We start from the raw sequence: 12,216 nt of genomic DNA, 5'->3' as shown, positions 1-12,216 counted from the left end.
GATACCATTTGAACAAAAAGAAGAAGTCGAACAAATCCGGCTACCCGGATGAAGCGATCAAGACCCTTGCGCGTTGCTTTTATCCCTCCATGGTTGAGTTTTTCAACAGTGAGGAAGGCCAGCGTGAATATGAGGAATGGCTGAAAGAGCAGAAAGCACTACAAGCCTTGCCTGTTGCAGCATAAAAACAGCAGGACGCTCCCGATGAAAGGAACGCCCTGCCTTACATAGATGTATCTCACCGAGGTGTGTCCAGTTGGGCACACCTCTTATTTTTTTGTCCTTAATCTTCTAACCCATGGCTCCCGGCTGCATTTTTCAAATATTCCTCTGGGTCACCGTTCAGAATCAAATCGGCGTAGCCCAGCGGGTCATTGTAGATGAGGTAGTCCAGTTCTGTTTGCTGCGCCATGGTAACATCCAGTGCATCCTCGACCCCGGTGCAGTCGATGGAGATTTTGCGCCCATCTTGGAGCAGCAGTTCCACGCACCCGGTATCCATGTTAAACGAACAAGCTCTTGCATCGTACTTCATCATCGTGTCCTCCAAACTCTTGTTGTGTGGTTACGGTCTATGACAAGGCATCGGAGTTTTGCGCCGTCCACGGGAGCCTTCGTTGTTGTACCCGAAGAAAACGAAAAATCCGAACCCTTCTCCAATCGGAAACAGGTTCGGATTTTTCTTGTTTGGTGGGCGCGGGTGGATTCGAACCACCGAAGCTGAAAAGCAGCAGATTTACAGTCTGTCCCCATTGGCCACTCGGGAACACGCCCAGATTCTGTTCACGTCCGTTGCCGGACGACTTGTTTATTTTATCAGACTGCGGGCGATTTGTCAACTACTTTTTTCGGATTTTTGCAGCTTTTCTGCGGAAGCTGTCGGCAGGGTCAGTTTTGGGTCAGATGTTTCCGGCGCTCGTAATCCCGCAAGGCGGCAATGGCTTCGCCGGACATGGGGTAGAGGGCAATGAGATTGAATATGGTCATCAGGCCGATGCCCACGTCGCCCAGGTCCCACACCACGGTATAGGCTTCCAGACCGCCCACCATCAGCATGACAAGGGCCAGCACTTTATAGGCCGTCTGCCAGCCCCAGCGGTCGCCAAAGAGGTACGCCACATTGGAGCGGGCATAGAACAGGATGCCGATGAAGGTGGAGAAGCTGAACAGCGCCAGCGTGACGGCAATGAACACCACGCCAAAGCTGCCCAGATGGTACTGTGCCGCTGCCTGCAGCAGGTCCATGCCGGTCAGCCCAGTGGTGACATTTGCGGGAGCCAGCAGCATCATAAAGGCAGTGCAGCTGCAGATGACCACCGTGTCGATCAGGACACCCAGTGCCTGCACAAAGCCCATCTTCACGGGATCATCGCAGGAGGCAGCCGCTGCCGCACAGGGGGCCGAACCGCTGCCTGCCTCATTGGAGAACAGGCCGCGCTTGACACCGTTCATCAGCACCGCGCCAAAGCCGCCCGCGGCCACCTGCCGCAGGCCGAAGGCTTCCGAGAAGATGCGGCCCAGCACAGCGGGCAGCTGGCGGAAATTTACCGCAATGATGATGACCGTCATCACGAAATAGCAGACCGCCATGATCGGCACGATAACATCCAGGCTTTTCACGGTGGCATCTTTGCGCAGGACAATGACCGCCGAGAGCACCACCAGCACCACCGTGGTCACGATGGGCGGGATGGAGAACGCATTGGCAAAGGCAGAGCTGACCGAGTTGCTGATGACCTGGCTGATGCCGCACCAGCAGATGAGGCCCGAAATGGCAAACAACACCGCGATGATGGAATGACGCAGCTTTTTGCCCCGCTTGCGCTCGGCCAGCACATGGATGTAGTAGGCCGGGCCGCCGCGCTGACCGCCATAGAGCGGGTCGGGCTGCCGGTACTTCTGGGCCAGTGTGGATTCCACAAAGGAGGTGGAGGCCCCCAGCAGGGCCGTGACCCACATCCAGAACACCGCACCGGCACCACCGGCAGACACTGCCGCCACCACGCCCACCAGATTGCCCATGCCTACCCGGGTGGCCGTGGAGACGATGAGCGTCTGAAAAGAGGAAAGGCTGTCCCTGCTCTGGTTCTTTTCGCAGACAGCGGCGATCATATCCCGGAACAGCCGCACGGGCAGCAGCCGGGTGCGCAGGGTGAAGAACACGCCTGCCGTGAGCAGCAGCACCGCCATCAGCGAAATGCCGATGCCGCCGCCCACCGGCAGGGTGAACAGATCACCCCAGAGCAGGTTGTATACCGTTTCGATCAAATGGGACATTCTGAGGAGCCTCCTGTTGTGTGATTACTTTATTATAATACAGCACTTCAGGTTTGTAAATCAGAAAATTCCAGCGCAAGGAAAACAAAAAATCCGAACCCTTCTCCTATTGGAAAAAAGTTCGGATTTTCATCGTTTGGTGCGGATAAGAGGACTTGAACCTCCACCGAGTTGCCCCGATTAGAACCTGAATCTAACGCGTCTGCCAATTCCGCCATATCCGCATATTCTGTTTTGTTCGCGGGCCGTTCGGCTCGGAACGTTAGTTATTATACCACAGCCACAAGAAAAGTCAAGCACTATTTTCAAAATTGTTCGACAAAAAAATGTTCTAAATTTCGGGCACTCCGTACAGGGGCATTTGGGCCGGAATATGGTACAATAAAAGCTGACCGTCCGGCCTGTATGCCGCCGGGCGAGTAATGACGGAATGAGGGAAACCGAATGTTCAATGTTCTGATCTTCATCATCGGCGCGGGCATCATGTTCTACATGGGCCTGCGCAGTGTGCAGCAGCGCCGCCGCTTACAGCAGAAGGGCCAGCGTGTGGAGGCCCGGGTGGCCGGCACCGTTCAGAGCCGGGACGGCGCGGCTTATCTGCTTGAGTTCGAGACCGAGGGCGGCAGCCACCGCCTGCACTACCCCAAAGCCGCCAAGGGCAAGGGCTTTGCCAGCGGGGAAACGGTCACGCTGTACTACGACCCCGAAGATCCCGAGAAGATGTATGTGGAGGGCGACCGCTCCGTTCTGGGGGCCGAGATCCTCTATTTCTGTCTGGCCGTTGTGCTGCTGGCACTGATGGTCAGCTTTAGCCGCTGAAAGGAGGTCACCGCAATGGTATTGGAACATGTAGGAATGCCCCAGCCCGGGGACTGCCGGGTGGTATTCTCCGCCAGCGCCGAAGAGCTGGAAGCGTCCATTCAGGCCGAGCAGGCCACAGAGAACCCGCCGCAGACGGAAGAGGACCTGCTGACCGCCGCCGTGAACCGGGCTATCCTGACCGGTTTTTCCACATTATATCAGGAGCTTGTGGAAAAAGAGCATCTGGTGCCCGTGACCGATCCGGATTTTGAGTTGCTGGCCGTCAACCGGGCCGAGGGCTTCCGGGCGGGGGCAGAGTTCTACTGCCTGCCGCCGCTGGAGCTGGAACGTTACACCGGCTTCACCCAGCCCATCCAGCCCCGGCCCATCCGGCAGGTGAGCATTGAGTTGGAAGTGAACACCCGGCACGGTGATGAAGACCGCGCCGCCGATGCCGCAGGCAAGGCGGCCCTGCGCCAGCAGGTTGCACGGGAGCTCTATGCCCAGCGCTGTGCGCAGGCCAAGGCACTGGCCCGCCGGGAGCTTATCTTCCAGCTGGGCGGCTGTGTCAAGGGCACCCTGCCCAAGGACCTGGTCTCTGGCAACTATTTTGCTGAACAGCGGAACTTCAACCTGCGGCTGCAGGCCAACAACGTCAACTTTGACCAGTACCTCAAAGTGCGGGGCCAGACTGTGGAACAGTTCCGCACTGAGCTCCACGCACAGGCAGAGCAGAAGCTGCGGGGCAGTCTGGGCCTTCTGATGGTGGCCGAGCGGGAACACCTCTGGCCCACCGATGCCGAGGTGGAGGCCGCACTGGCACACTGGAAGGGTGAGCGCACCTTCCCTGCCAACGATTTCCGCAAGGTGCGGCAGGGCATCGCCAGCCAGCGGGCGGCAGAGTTCGTGGAAGCCCACTCCACCCTGCTTCCCCCGCCGGAGGAACCGGTGCTGGAAACCATCGCATAAAAAATGGGAGATGCCGTGTACCGACATCTCCCATTTTGGTTTTTTCAGGTCTCCACGCCCTCGAACTGGCTGTTATAGAGCTTGGCATAGAAGCCGCCCTGCGCCAGCAGGGTGTCGTGGTCGCCCTGCTCCACGATGTGGCCATCCTTCATCACAAGGATGACATCGGCCTCACGGATGGTGGACAGGCGGTGGGCCACGATAAAGCTGGTGCGGCCCTGCATCATCCGGGCAAAGGCAGCCTGGATGCGCACCTCGGTGCGGGTGTCGATGGAGGAGGTCGCCTCGTCCAAAATCAGCATGGGGGGCAGGCAGAGCATCACGCGGGCGATGCAGAGCAGCTGCTTCTGACCCTGACTGATGTTGCCGCCGTCCTCAGCAATGACGGTATCGTAACCCTTGGGCAGGCGGCGGATGAAGCTGTCGGCGTGGGCCGCTTTGGCGGCGGCAACGATCTCTTCCTCAGTGGCATCGGGCTTGCCGTAGGCAATGTTCTCCCGCACAGTACCGGCACGCAGCCAGGTCTCCTGCAGCACCATGCCGTAGCTGCCGCGCAGGGAGGCGCGGGTCAGGCTGCGGATATCGTTCCCGGCCACCTCAATGGAGCCGCCGTTGACATCGTAGAACCGCATGAGCAGGTTGATGAGGGTGGTCTTGCCGCAGCCGGTGGGGCCGACGATGGCGATGCGCTGGCCGGGCTTCACATCCAGATCCAGGCCCTCGATGAGGGGGCGGTCCGGCAGGTAGCGGAAGGAAACGTCCTTCAGCTCCACATGGCCGTCGGTCTCCAGCACCTTGGCGTTCTCCGCCTCGGGCACCTGGTCCTCGGCATCCAGCAGCTCGAACACACGGGCCGCGCAGGCCAGTGCGTTCTGCAGCTCGGTGACCACGCCGGAGATCTCGTTGAAGGGCTTGGTGTACTGGTTGGCATAGTTCAGGAAGATGCTCAGCTGGCCGATGGTGATGCCGCCCGCCACAGCGTAAACGGCACCCACCAGACCGACACCTGCATAAACGATGTTGTTCACAAAGCGGGTAGCGGGGTTGGTCATGCTGGAGAAGAAGATGGCCTTCAGGCTCACGCTCTGCAGGCGGCCATTCACCTCGTCAAAGGCGGCAAGGCTCTCGGCCTCATGGCCAAAGGCCTGCACGACTTTCTGCCCCTCGATCATCTCGTTGACCAGGGCGGTCTGCTCACCGCGCACGGTGCTCTGGCCCTGGAAATACTTGTAGCTACGCTTGGCAAGGAAGCTTGCCACCACCAGGCTCAGCGGGGTGATGCAGACCACCACCAGCGTGATGGGCACATTCTCACTGAGCATGAACAGCAGGGTACCAAGGATGGTCAGCACGCCGCTGAACAGCTGGGTAAAGCCCATGAGCAGGCCGTCCGCAAAGGTGTCCACATCGGCGACCATGCGGCTGACGATATCGCCGGAGGGGTGGCTGTCCAGATAAGAGAGCGGCAGGGTCTGGATCTTACGGAGCGCGGCGTTGCGCAGGTCCCGGCTGACCGAGAAGGTGATGCGGTTGTTGCAGACACTCAGCAGCCACTGGGCCAATGCAGCCACCACGGCCACGATCACGATTTCCACCACGATGCGCAGAACACCGTTGAAGTCCACATTCCCCTTGCCCAGCATCATATCAATGGCACTGCCGCAGAGGATGGGGATATACAGCTGGGCAGCCACGCTCACAGCGGCCACGATCAGACTGCACACCACAAAAAAGCCGTAAGGGCGGATCTTTTCCAGCACCCGCCGAAGCGTTGCGTTGCGCTGTTCCGGGGTCAGCTTACTCTTTGCTTTTGCACTCATTTCTGCGCATCCCCTTTCTTGAACTGGCTGGCGTAGATCTCCTCGTAAACGGGGCAGGTCTTCAGCAGATCGGCGTGCCTGCCCAGACCCACCATCCTGCCGTCATCCAGCACAATGATCTGGTCGGCGTGCTGCAGGCTGGCGGCACGCTGGCTCACGATGAACACGGTCAGGTCACCGGGCAGAGCGGCCAGCGCCTTGCGCAGGGCCGCATCGGTGGCGTAATCCAGCGCGCTGGCGCTGTCGTCCAGGATCAGGATCTCGGGCTTGCCCACCAGCGCACGGGCAATGGTCAGGCGCTGCTTCTGGCCGCCGGACAGGTTCCGGCCGCCCTGCTCCACAGGCTCGTCCAGCCCAAGGGGCTTTGCCCTGACAAAATCCGCAGCCTGCGCAGTCTCCAGTGCGGCCCACAGATCAGCGTCCGCCGCGTTTTTGTTGCCCCACAGCAGGTTGGAGCGGATGGTGCCGCCAAACAGCTGGGCTTTCTGCATCACGACTGCCACACTGCCGCGCAGAGCCGCGCGGGGGTACTCCTGCGCCGGACGGCCCAGGATCTCCACGGTGCCCTCCGTGGCATCATAGAAGCGGGGGATCAGGTTGATGAGGCTGGATTTGCCGCTGCCCGTGCCGCCGATGACACCAATGGTCTGGCCGCGCTTTGCGGTAAAACTGATATCGGTCAGGCTGGGGGCACCGGCACCGGCGTAGGTCAGGCTGACATGGTCGAACCGCACAGCATCCCCGGCCTTGTCTGCAGGTGCCTCCCCCTTGAGCGCAGCGGGGAATTCCATGCCCGGTTCGGTGTCCAGCACAGCCTGCACACGGCCGGCACAGGCCAGCGCCTTGCTCACCTGCACGATGAGGTTTGCCAGTTTGACCAGCTCCACCAGGATCTGGTTCATGTAGTTCACCAGCGCGATCACATCACCGGAGGCCATGCCGCCCACATTGATCTCGATGCTGCCCACATAGAGCAGAGCCACAATGGCCAGATTGATGATGACGTAGGTCAGCGGGCTCATCAGGGAGGAGATGTGGCCCACATGGAGCTGCATCCGGGTCAGCAGGTCGTTGGCCGACTCAAAGCGGTCGATCTCGCTCTGCTCCTTATCAAAGGCGCGGACCACGCGCACACCGGTCAGGTTCTCGCGGGTCAGGCCCAGCACACGGTCCAGCCGGGCCTGGGCCGTTTTGTACAGCGGGTTGGTGATGACCATGACCCCGAACACCACCACGCTCAGCAGCGGGATGGCGACCACAAAGATCCAGGCGGCCCGCACATTCACGGTGAACGCCATGATCATGGCACCAACCACCACGAACGGGCTGCGCAGGAACAGGCGCAGGAAGAGGTTCAGACCGCTCTGCACCTGATTGATGTCACTGGTCATGCGGGTGATGAGGGTGCTGGTGCCCATGGTGTCCATCTCGGTAAAGCCAAGCCTCTGGATGTGCTCAAACAGGGCATGGCGCAGGGAGGTGGAGTAGCCCACCGCCGCCTTGGCCGAGAAATACTGGGCCGTCAGGCTGCAGGCAAGGCCCACAACGGCCAGCAGCAGCAGGATGCCGCACCGCACAAGGATATAGTGGAAATCATGTGCTGTAATGCCCACGTTGACGATGTCTGCCATGACCAGCGGCACAAACAGGTCGAACGTGGCTTCCAGCATCTTGAACAGCGGTGCAAGCACAGCCTCGCGCTTGTAGCCGTTCAGGTGGGTAAGCATTTTATTCAAGGGGTGATTCTCCTTTCCCAGTGATAGCGGGTGTAAACTTCACAGCTCTTTATTATAGTACAGGAAATGCAAAAAAGCCAGTACAAATCACGCCATTGCGCACCGTGCCCTGCCAGAACAAGGAAAGGGACTGCCGCACAGGGGGAGACCCCAGTGCAGCAGTCCCTTTTCATAGGAGGGTATGATTTGGAGAACAATGAGCGGCATCGGGTTTCCGGGCCTTTTTGTAGCGGTACATCTCCCGGTCGGCCCGATTCTTCACAGCCAGCACATCCTCCCCCAAAAAGGGAGCTGAACCAAAGGACACCGTGGGCAGAAAATCCACGGCCTTTCGCCGCTGTTCCAGCTGGCGCACAAACTCCTGCGCGCACTGGGCCTCCCGGTCTGCATTTTCCATCAGCACACAGAACTCGTCACCGCCGGTGCGGTAGCAGTAGCCGCTGCGGGCATAGGCTTTTTTGATGCAGCGGCCGATCTCGGCCAGGCAGAGATCTCCCTGCAGGTGGCCGTAGCGGTCGTTGATCTGCTTGAAGTCGTCCACATCGAACACCACCAGCACCCCGCCGCGGCGGCGCATCTCAGCAGTGCGGTTCAGATAGCTGTTCTGATTCAGCAGCCCGGTAAGGGCATCCAGCTGGTTCCACATCTCGCTGCAGTAGATAAAGTACAGCACCGACAACAGGGTAACGCACAGCCATGTAACGTGGAGGTCCGGCAGTGTCACCTGAATGATGGTCTCAATGAGCAGAAAGATCATCAGGGGGTAGATCAGCGCCCGGCTGCGATTCTGAAATTCCCGCGCCGTGACAATGGTGGACACCGAGAGATACACGATGGCCGCAAAATACAGGATGATATAAATATAGAAGTATTGCCCACGGGAATAAACGTTGTCGGCGCTGACGGAGAACACCAGCCCGGCGGGGATGGACAGAGCAAGGAACAGCAGGTAGCACGCCTCGCAGCACACCGCCGCCCTGAACCAGCGGTTCATCCTCTTTTTCCGGTCCATGACATACACAAGACAGAGACACACTCCCGGGGACAGGCCGAACCCCAGATAGTTGGACAGGATGTTCAGCCAGCGGTAGCCCGCCGGGGTGCCATCCACCGCCAGTGTCACCACCTCCAGCACCGAGATCGCCGCGATCAGCGCAAAAGCAAGGAAAAATCCCTGCTTCTGCTTTTTGTTCAGGGACTCGCTGAGCTTTGTGAGGATGCACATGAAGCTCAGCACAAAAAGGTCAATGGCCGTTAATACATAAAAATATCCATTCATTGTGGCTTGTTTCACCCTTTGGACTTCTGTGATCTGGTCAGCGCGCCGACCACCTCACAATGGGCGGTCTGGGGGAAGAGATCAACAGGGGTAAAGCCCTCGGCGCGGTAGCCTTTGGCGGTCAGGAGGGCAAGATCGCGGGCCATGGTCTCGGGGTTGCAGCTGACATAGACCACCCGTTTGGGGGCCATGCGGGCCACGCTCTCGATGAACTGGGGGGTGGAGCCTTCGCGGGGCGGGTCCATGAAAATGACATCTGCTCTCTGCCCGGCGGCCGCCGCTTCTGTGATCCACTGGGTGGCATCGGCGGCAAAGAAGCGGGCGTTTTTCACATCGTTGTGCCTTGCGTTGCCGATGGCATCCCGGACAGCGTCCCGGTTCAGCTCCACGCCCACCACCTGCTTTGCCCTGCCGCTGGCGGTCAGGCCGATGGTGCCAATGCCGCAATAGGCATCCAGCACCACCTCTTTGCCAGTCAGGCGGGCGGCTTCCACGGCCAGACCATACAGCACCTCGGTTTGGTCATGGTTGATCTGGTAGAAGCTCCGGGGGCTCAGGGCATAGGTCTTGCCGCAGAGGGTATCCAGAATGAATCCCTTGCCGTAGAGCACATTTTCTTCTTCGCCCAGCACCACGCTGGTGCGGCGGGGGTTGTAGTTCTGCACCACGGTGGTCACGGGGACATGGCGCTTCTCGGCTTCGGCCAGCAGAGCGCGGACAAAGTTTTTCGCCCCGGGCAGAACCGGCTGGACGGTCACCAATACCACCATCACCTGCCCGGACACCACGCCGCGCCGCAGCAGGCAGTGGCGGAGCAGGCCGGTGCCCTTGTCCTCATTGTAAGGCTGGTAGCGGCAGGTGCTGGCCGCCGCCCGCACCGCCTGCATCACGGTGTCCAGCACTTCGTCCTGCAGCAGGCAGCTTTCCACAGGCAGCACTTTATGCGTGCCTGCCGCATAGATGCCGGACACCAGTTTCCCGCCGGGGCCCGCTGCAAAGGTAGAGATCACCTTATTGCGGTAATGGCAGGGGGTTTCCGCGCCCCGGATGGGAGCCACCGGGCCGTATTTCCCCACCAGCTTACGGACAGCAGCTTCTTTTTGTTTGAGCTGCTCGGCATAATCCAGCCCCAGCATCGGACAGCCGCCGCATTTTTTTGCTTTCAATCTGCACTCCATCGTATATCCTTCCGCCTCTTGACAAAACAAGAAAAAATCACTATACTACAAATAGAAAAGGCACTGCGACAAGCGGTTAGCCCTTTTAGGTTTGAGGTTTAACTAGAAAACCGTCACCGGCCAGGGTGGCGGTTTTCGCTTTTCACCTTGATGGTAAATACCAGTCCAAAAATATGGAACGTCAAAGTAATAGGCATCGCTCTCACCTCCTTCCGGAAGTGTGGGCTAACCGCCTGCCGTTATGTGCAGTACCTTTTCGCATTTAATTTTAACACATCCTTCGACCAAATGCAACGAAAAAGCTCCCGTAATGGGAGCTTTTTCGTTTTTCCGTCACCCATAGGGATCGTACAGGTCGTATTCTTCTGCCTCCTGATGCTGCTCCTCCAGCACCCGGATGGCCTGTTCCAGCTGGCTTTGAGAAGCGCCGCTCTCACTGGCAAGGGCGCGGACCGCTTCGGGCAGGCTGCCGCCGAACAGGGTGTCCATCCGCTGGCGCATGGCCGCAACGCAGTAGGCCCGGCGGGTGACCGTGGGCAGATAGGTGTTCTGGCTCCCCGCCTTGCCCCCCTTGACCCAGCCCTTTTCCTCCAGACGGTACAAAAAGTTGAGCACCGTGGCCGGAGCCCAGCCGGTGGCGGTCAGCTTTTCGCTGATATCCCGCCGGGTGGCCGGGGCGGGGCATTCCCAGACCGCCAGCAGCACCTGCTCCTCGGCGGCAGAGAGTGGTTTCAGTCTGTCTGAAAGTCCGTACACCGGTTTCACCTCCGATTTTTGCTTTTACATTTGTCTTATTTCAACACGATTATACCATACTCAGCACAAACAGGCAAGCAGTAAAAGTAAGGAGCCATGCGGTAAAACCAGCATATTTTTATATTTGTCTTAAAAAGTGTTCCTTATTCAAGGACAGTTGTGTGTTTTGTGCGTTCAAGGCAGGCAGAGCAGCCCCATCTTTGTGCAAAGATGCTCTTGTTTTTGCACCCCCGGAACCGGTATACTACGGACAAATCAAGCACACACCTGCCGCAGATGAGAGCGGCGGTACGGATAGGAAAGGGAGAGTTCCATATGGCACGAGTATACAACTTCAGCGCAGGCCCCAGCATGTTACCGGAAAAGGTGCTCCGTCAGGCACAGGCAGAGCTGCTGGAATACGGCGATTCCGGCCAGAGTGTGATGGAGATGAGCCACCGCAGCAAGTGGTTCGATGCCATCATCACTGAAACCGAAGCCACCCTGCGCCGGGTGATGAACATCCCTGACAACTACAAGGTCGGTTTCTTCCAGGGCGGTGCCACCCAGCAGTTTGCCATGGTGCCCCTGAACTTTATGACCACCGGCAAGGCCGATTATCTGGTCACCGGCAATTTCTCGAACCTGGCTGCCAAGGAGGCCGCCAAGTTCGGCGAGGTGAAGATCGTTGCTTCCAGCAAGGACAAGAACTTCACCTACATCCCCGATGTCAACGCCATCGACTACGACAAGGACGCAAGCTACATCCACATCTGCCAGAACAACACCATCTTCGGCACCCAGTACGTTGAGGTACCTCAGGTGGAGGGTGTGCCGCTGGTGGCGGACATGAGCTCGATGATCCTCTCCAAACCTGTGGACGTGAACAAGTACGGCTGCATCTACTTTGGCGTGCAGAAGAACGTAGCCCCCGCCGGCATGGCCATTGCCATTGTCCGGGACGACCTGCTGGGCCACGCCGCTGACACCGTGCCCACCATGATGAACTACACCACCCTGCTGGCTAAAGACAGCATGTACAACACGCCCCCCTGCTGGTGCATCTACATGACCGGTCTGGTGCTCAAGTATCTGGAAAATGACATCGGCGGCCTGGAAAACATGCAGAAGATCAACGAAGCCAAGGCCAAGATCCTGTACGATTATCTGGACGGTCAGGAGTTCTTCCACAACCCTGTGGAGCACCGCTACCGCAGCACGATGAATGTCACCTTTACCAGCCCCAACCCTGACATGGACAAGAAGTTCTGCGCCGAGGCCGCCGAAGCCGGTTTTGTCAACCTGAAGGGCCACCGTCTGGTGGGCGGTATGCGCGCTTCCATTTATAATGCAATGCCCACCGAAGGTGTAGAGAAGCTGGTGGACTTCATGGAGAAATTCCGCAAGGCAAATGCCTGATT

The 12,216-nt window shown here is 58.8% G+C and carries 11 protein-coding genes and 2 tRNA genes; 4 read left to right on the top strand and 9 right to left on the bottom strand.

What is annotated here, in order from left to right; translation table 11 throughout:
- Window positions 1-8: 8 nt before the first annotated feature.
- Window positions 9-185, top strand: coding sequence for a hypothetical protein (locus MTP40_RS02265; RefSeq protein WP_227611579.1), 177 nt, complete (start codon window positions 9-11; stop codon window positions 183-185).
- Window positions 186-283: 98 nt separating this feature from the next.
- Here the strand turns inward: MTP40_RS02265 and MTP40_RS02260 are convergent, their stop codons facing one another.
- The 4 genes from MTP40_RS02260 to MTP40_RS02245 all read right to left on the bottom strand — a co-directional run bounded on the left by MTP40_RS02260 (window position 284) and on the right by MTP40_RS02245 (window position 2,501).
- On the bottom strand, window positions 284-535 hold the full coding sequence (locus tag MTP40_RS02260; RefSeq protein ID WP_207684879.1) for a DUF6061 family protein: 252 nt from the start codon (window positions 533-535) through the stop codon (window positions 284-286).
- 153 nt (window positions 536-688) lie between these two features.
- Window positions 689-774: transfer RNA gene (locus MTP40_RS02255), tRNA-Tyr, on the bottom strand.
- 114 nt (window positions 775-888) lie between these two features.
- The gene (locus MTP40_RS02250; RefSeq protein ID WP_156062136.1) at window positions 889-2,277 is read right to left on the bottom strand and encodes an alanine/glycine:cation symporter family protein; all 1,389 of its coding nucleotides are present in this window, start codon (window positions 2,275-2,277) and stop codon (window positions 889-891) included.
- 137 nt (window positions 2,278-2,414) lie between these two features.
- A tRNA-Leu gene (locus MTP40_RS02245) sits at window positions 2,415-2,501 on the bottom strand.
- A gap of 220 nt (window positions 2,502-2,721) precedes the next feature.
- Here MTP40_RS02245 and MTP40_RS02240 point away from each other — a divergent pair.
- Complete coding sequence (locus tag MTP40_RS02240) at window positions 2,722-3,096, top strand: DUF3592 domain-containing protein (RefSeq protein WP_207684870.1); 375 nt, start codon at window positions 2,722-2,724, stop codon at window positions 3,094-3,096.
- 15 nt (window positions 3,097-3,111) lie between these two features.
- Window positions 3,112-4,047 (top strand): FKBP-type peptidylprolyl isomerase, encoded by a 936-nt coding sequence (locus MTP40_RS02235; RefSeq protein ID WP_207684869.1) that lies wholly within the window; start codon window positions 3,112-3,114, stop codon window positions 4,045-4,047.
- A gap of 44 nt (window positions 4,048-4,091) precedes the next feature.
- Here MTP40_RS02235 and MTP40_RS02230 read toward each other — a convergent pair whose 3' ends face one another.
- From MTP40_RS02230 to MTP40_RS02210, 5 genes are all read right to left on the bottom strand, one after another.
- Window positions 4,092-5,867 carry an ABC transporter ATP-binding protein gene (locus MTP40_RS02230; RefSeq protein WP_154277424.1) on the bottom strand — a complete coding sequence of 592 codons (1,776 nt, stop codon included), beginning with the start codon at window positions 5,865-5,867 and terminating at the stop codon, window positions 4,092-4,094.
- Window positions 5,864-7,603: an ABC transporter ATP-binding protein gene (locus tag MTP40_RS02225; RefSeq protein WP_301332400.1), complete on the bottom strand. Its 1,740-nt coding sequence runs from the start codon at window positions 7,601-7,603 to the stop codon at window positions 5,864-5,866. The genes MTP40_RS02230 and MTP40_RS02225 overlap by 4 nt, the downstream gene beginning before the upstream one ends.
- Before the next feature lie 169 nt (window positions 7,604-7,772).
- Window positions 7,773-8,882, bottom strand: a complete 1,110-nt coding sequence (locus MTP40_RS02220) for a GGDEF domain-containing protein (RefSeq protein ID WP_249259746.1) — start codon at window positions 8,880-8,882, stop codon at window positions 7,773-7,775.
- Window positions 8,883-8,893: 11 nt separating this feature from the next.
- The gene (rlmD, locus tag MTP40_RS02215; protein WP_249259745.1) at window positions 8,894-10,060 is read right to left on the bottom strand and encodes a 23S rRNA (uracil(1939)-C(5))-methyltransferase RlmD; all 1,167 of its coding nucleotides are present in this window, start codon (window positions 10,058-10,060) and stop codon (window positions 8,894-8,896) included.
- Window positions 10,061-10,393: 333 nt separating this feature from the next.
- Window positions 10,394-10,816, bottom strand: a complete 423-nt coding sequence (locus MTP40_RS02210) for a BlaI/MecI/CopY family transcriptional regulator (RefSeq protein WP_156062115.1) — start codon at window positions 10,814-10,816, stop codon at window positions 10,394-10,396.
- A 315-nt stretch (window positions 10,817-11,131) separates the two neighbouring features.
- Between MTP40_RS02210 and serC the strand changes: the two genes are divergently transcribed.
- On the top strand, window positions 11,132-12,214 hold the full coding sequence (gene serC, locus MTP40_RS02205) for a 3-phosphoserine/phosphohydroxythreonine transaminase (RefSeq protein ID WP_249259744.1): 1,083 nt from the start codon (window positions 11,132-11,134) through the stop codon (window positions 12,212-12,214).
- Window positions 12,215-12,216 lie beyond the last annotated feature (2 nt).

This window comes from Faecalibacterium sp. IP-3-29 (assembly GCF_023347335.1).
In the GTDB taxonomy this organism is placed as follows: Bacteria; Bacillota; Clostridia; order Oscillospirales; family Ruminococcaceae; genus Faecalibacterium; species Faecalibacterium duncaniae.
Note: the sequence above shows the minus strand (reverse complement) of the source record. Positions and strands in the feature narration are given on the sequence as shown.

What these genes read in the sequence shown, in the direction of transcription:
- MTP40_RS02260 (WP_207684879.1), bottom strand. Translation starts at nt 535, where the DNA reads ATGAAGTACGATGCAAGAGCTTGTTCGTTTAACATGGATACCGGGTGC.
- MTP40_RS02250 (WP_156062136.1), bottom strand. Translation starts at nt 2,277, where the DNA reads ATGTCCCATTTGATCGAAACGGTATACAACCTGCTCTGGGGTGATCTG.
- MTP40_RS02240 (WP_207684870.1), top strand. Translation starts at nt 2,722, where the DNA reads ATGTTCAATGTTCTGATCTTCATCATCGGCGCGGGCATCATGTTCTAC.
- MTP40_RS02235 (WP_207684869.1), top strand. Translation starts at nt 3,112, where the DNA reads ATGGTATTGGAACATGTAGGAATGCCCCAGCCCGGGGACTGCCGGGTG.
- MTP40_RS02230 (WP_154277424.1), bottom strand. Translation starts at nt 5,867, where the DNA reads ATGAGTGCAAAAGCAAAGAGTAAGCTGACCCCGGAACAGCGCAACGCA.
- MTP40_RS02220 (WP_249259746.1), bottom strand. Translation starts at nt 8,882, where the DNA reads ATGAATGGATATTTTTATGTATTAACGGCCATTGACCTTTTTGTGCTG.
- rlmD (WP_249259745.1), bottom strand. Translation starts at nt 10,060, where the DNA reads ATGGAGTGCAGATTGAAAGCAAAAAAATGCGGCGGCTGTCCGATGCTG.
- serC (WP_249259744.1), top strand. Translation starts at nt 11,132, where the DNA reads ATGGCACGAGTATACAACTTCAGCGCAGGCCCCAGCATGTTACCGGAA.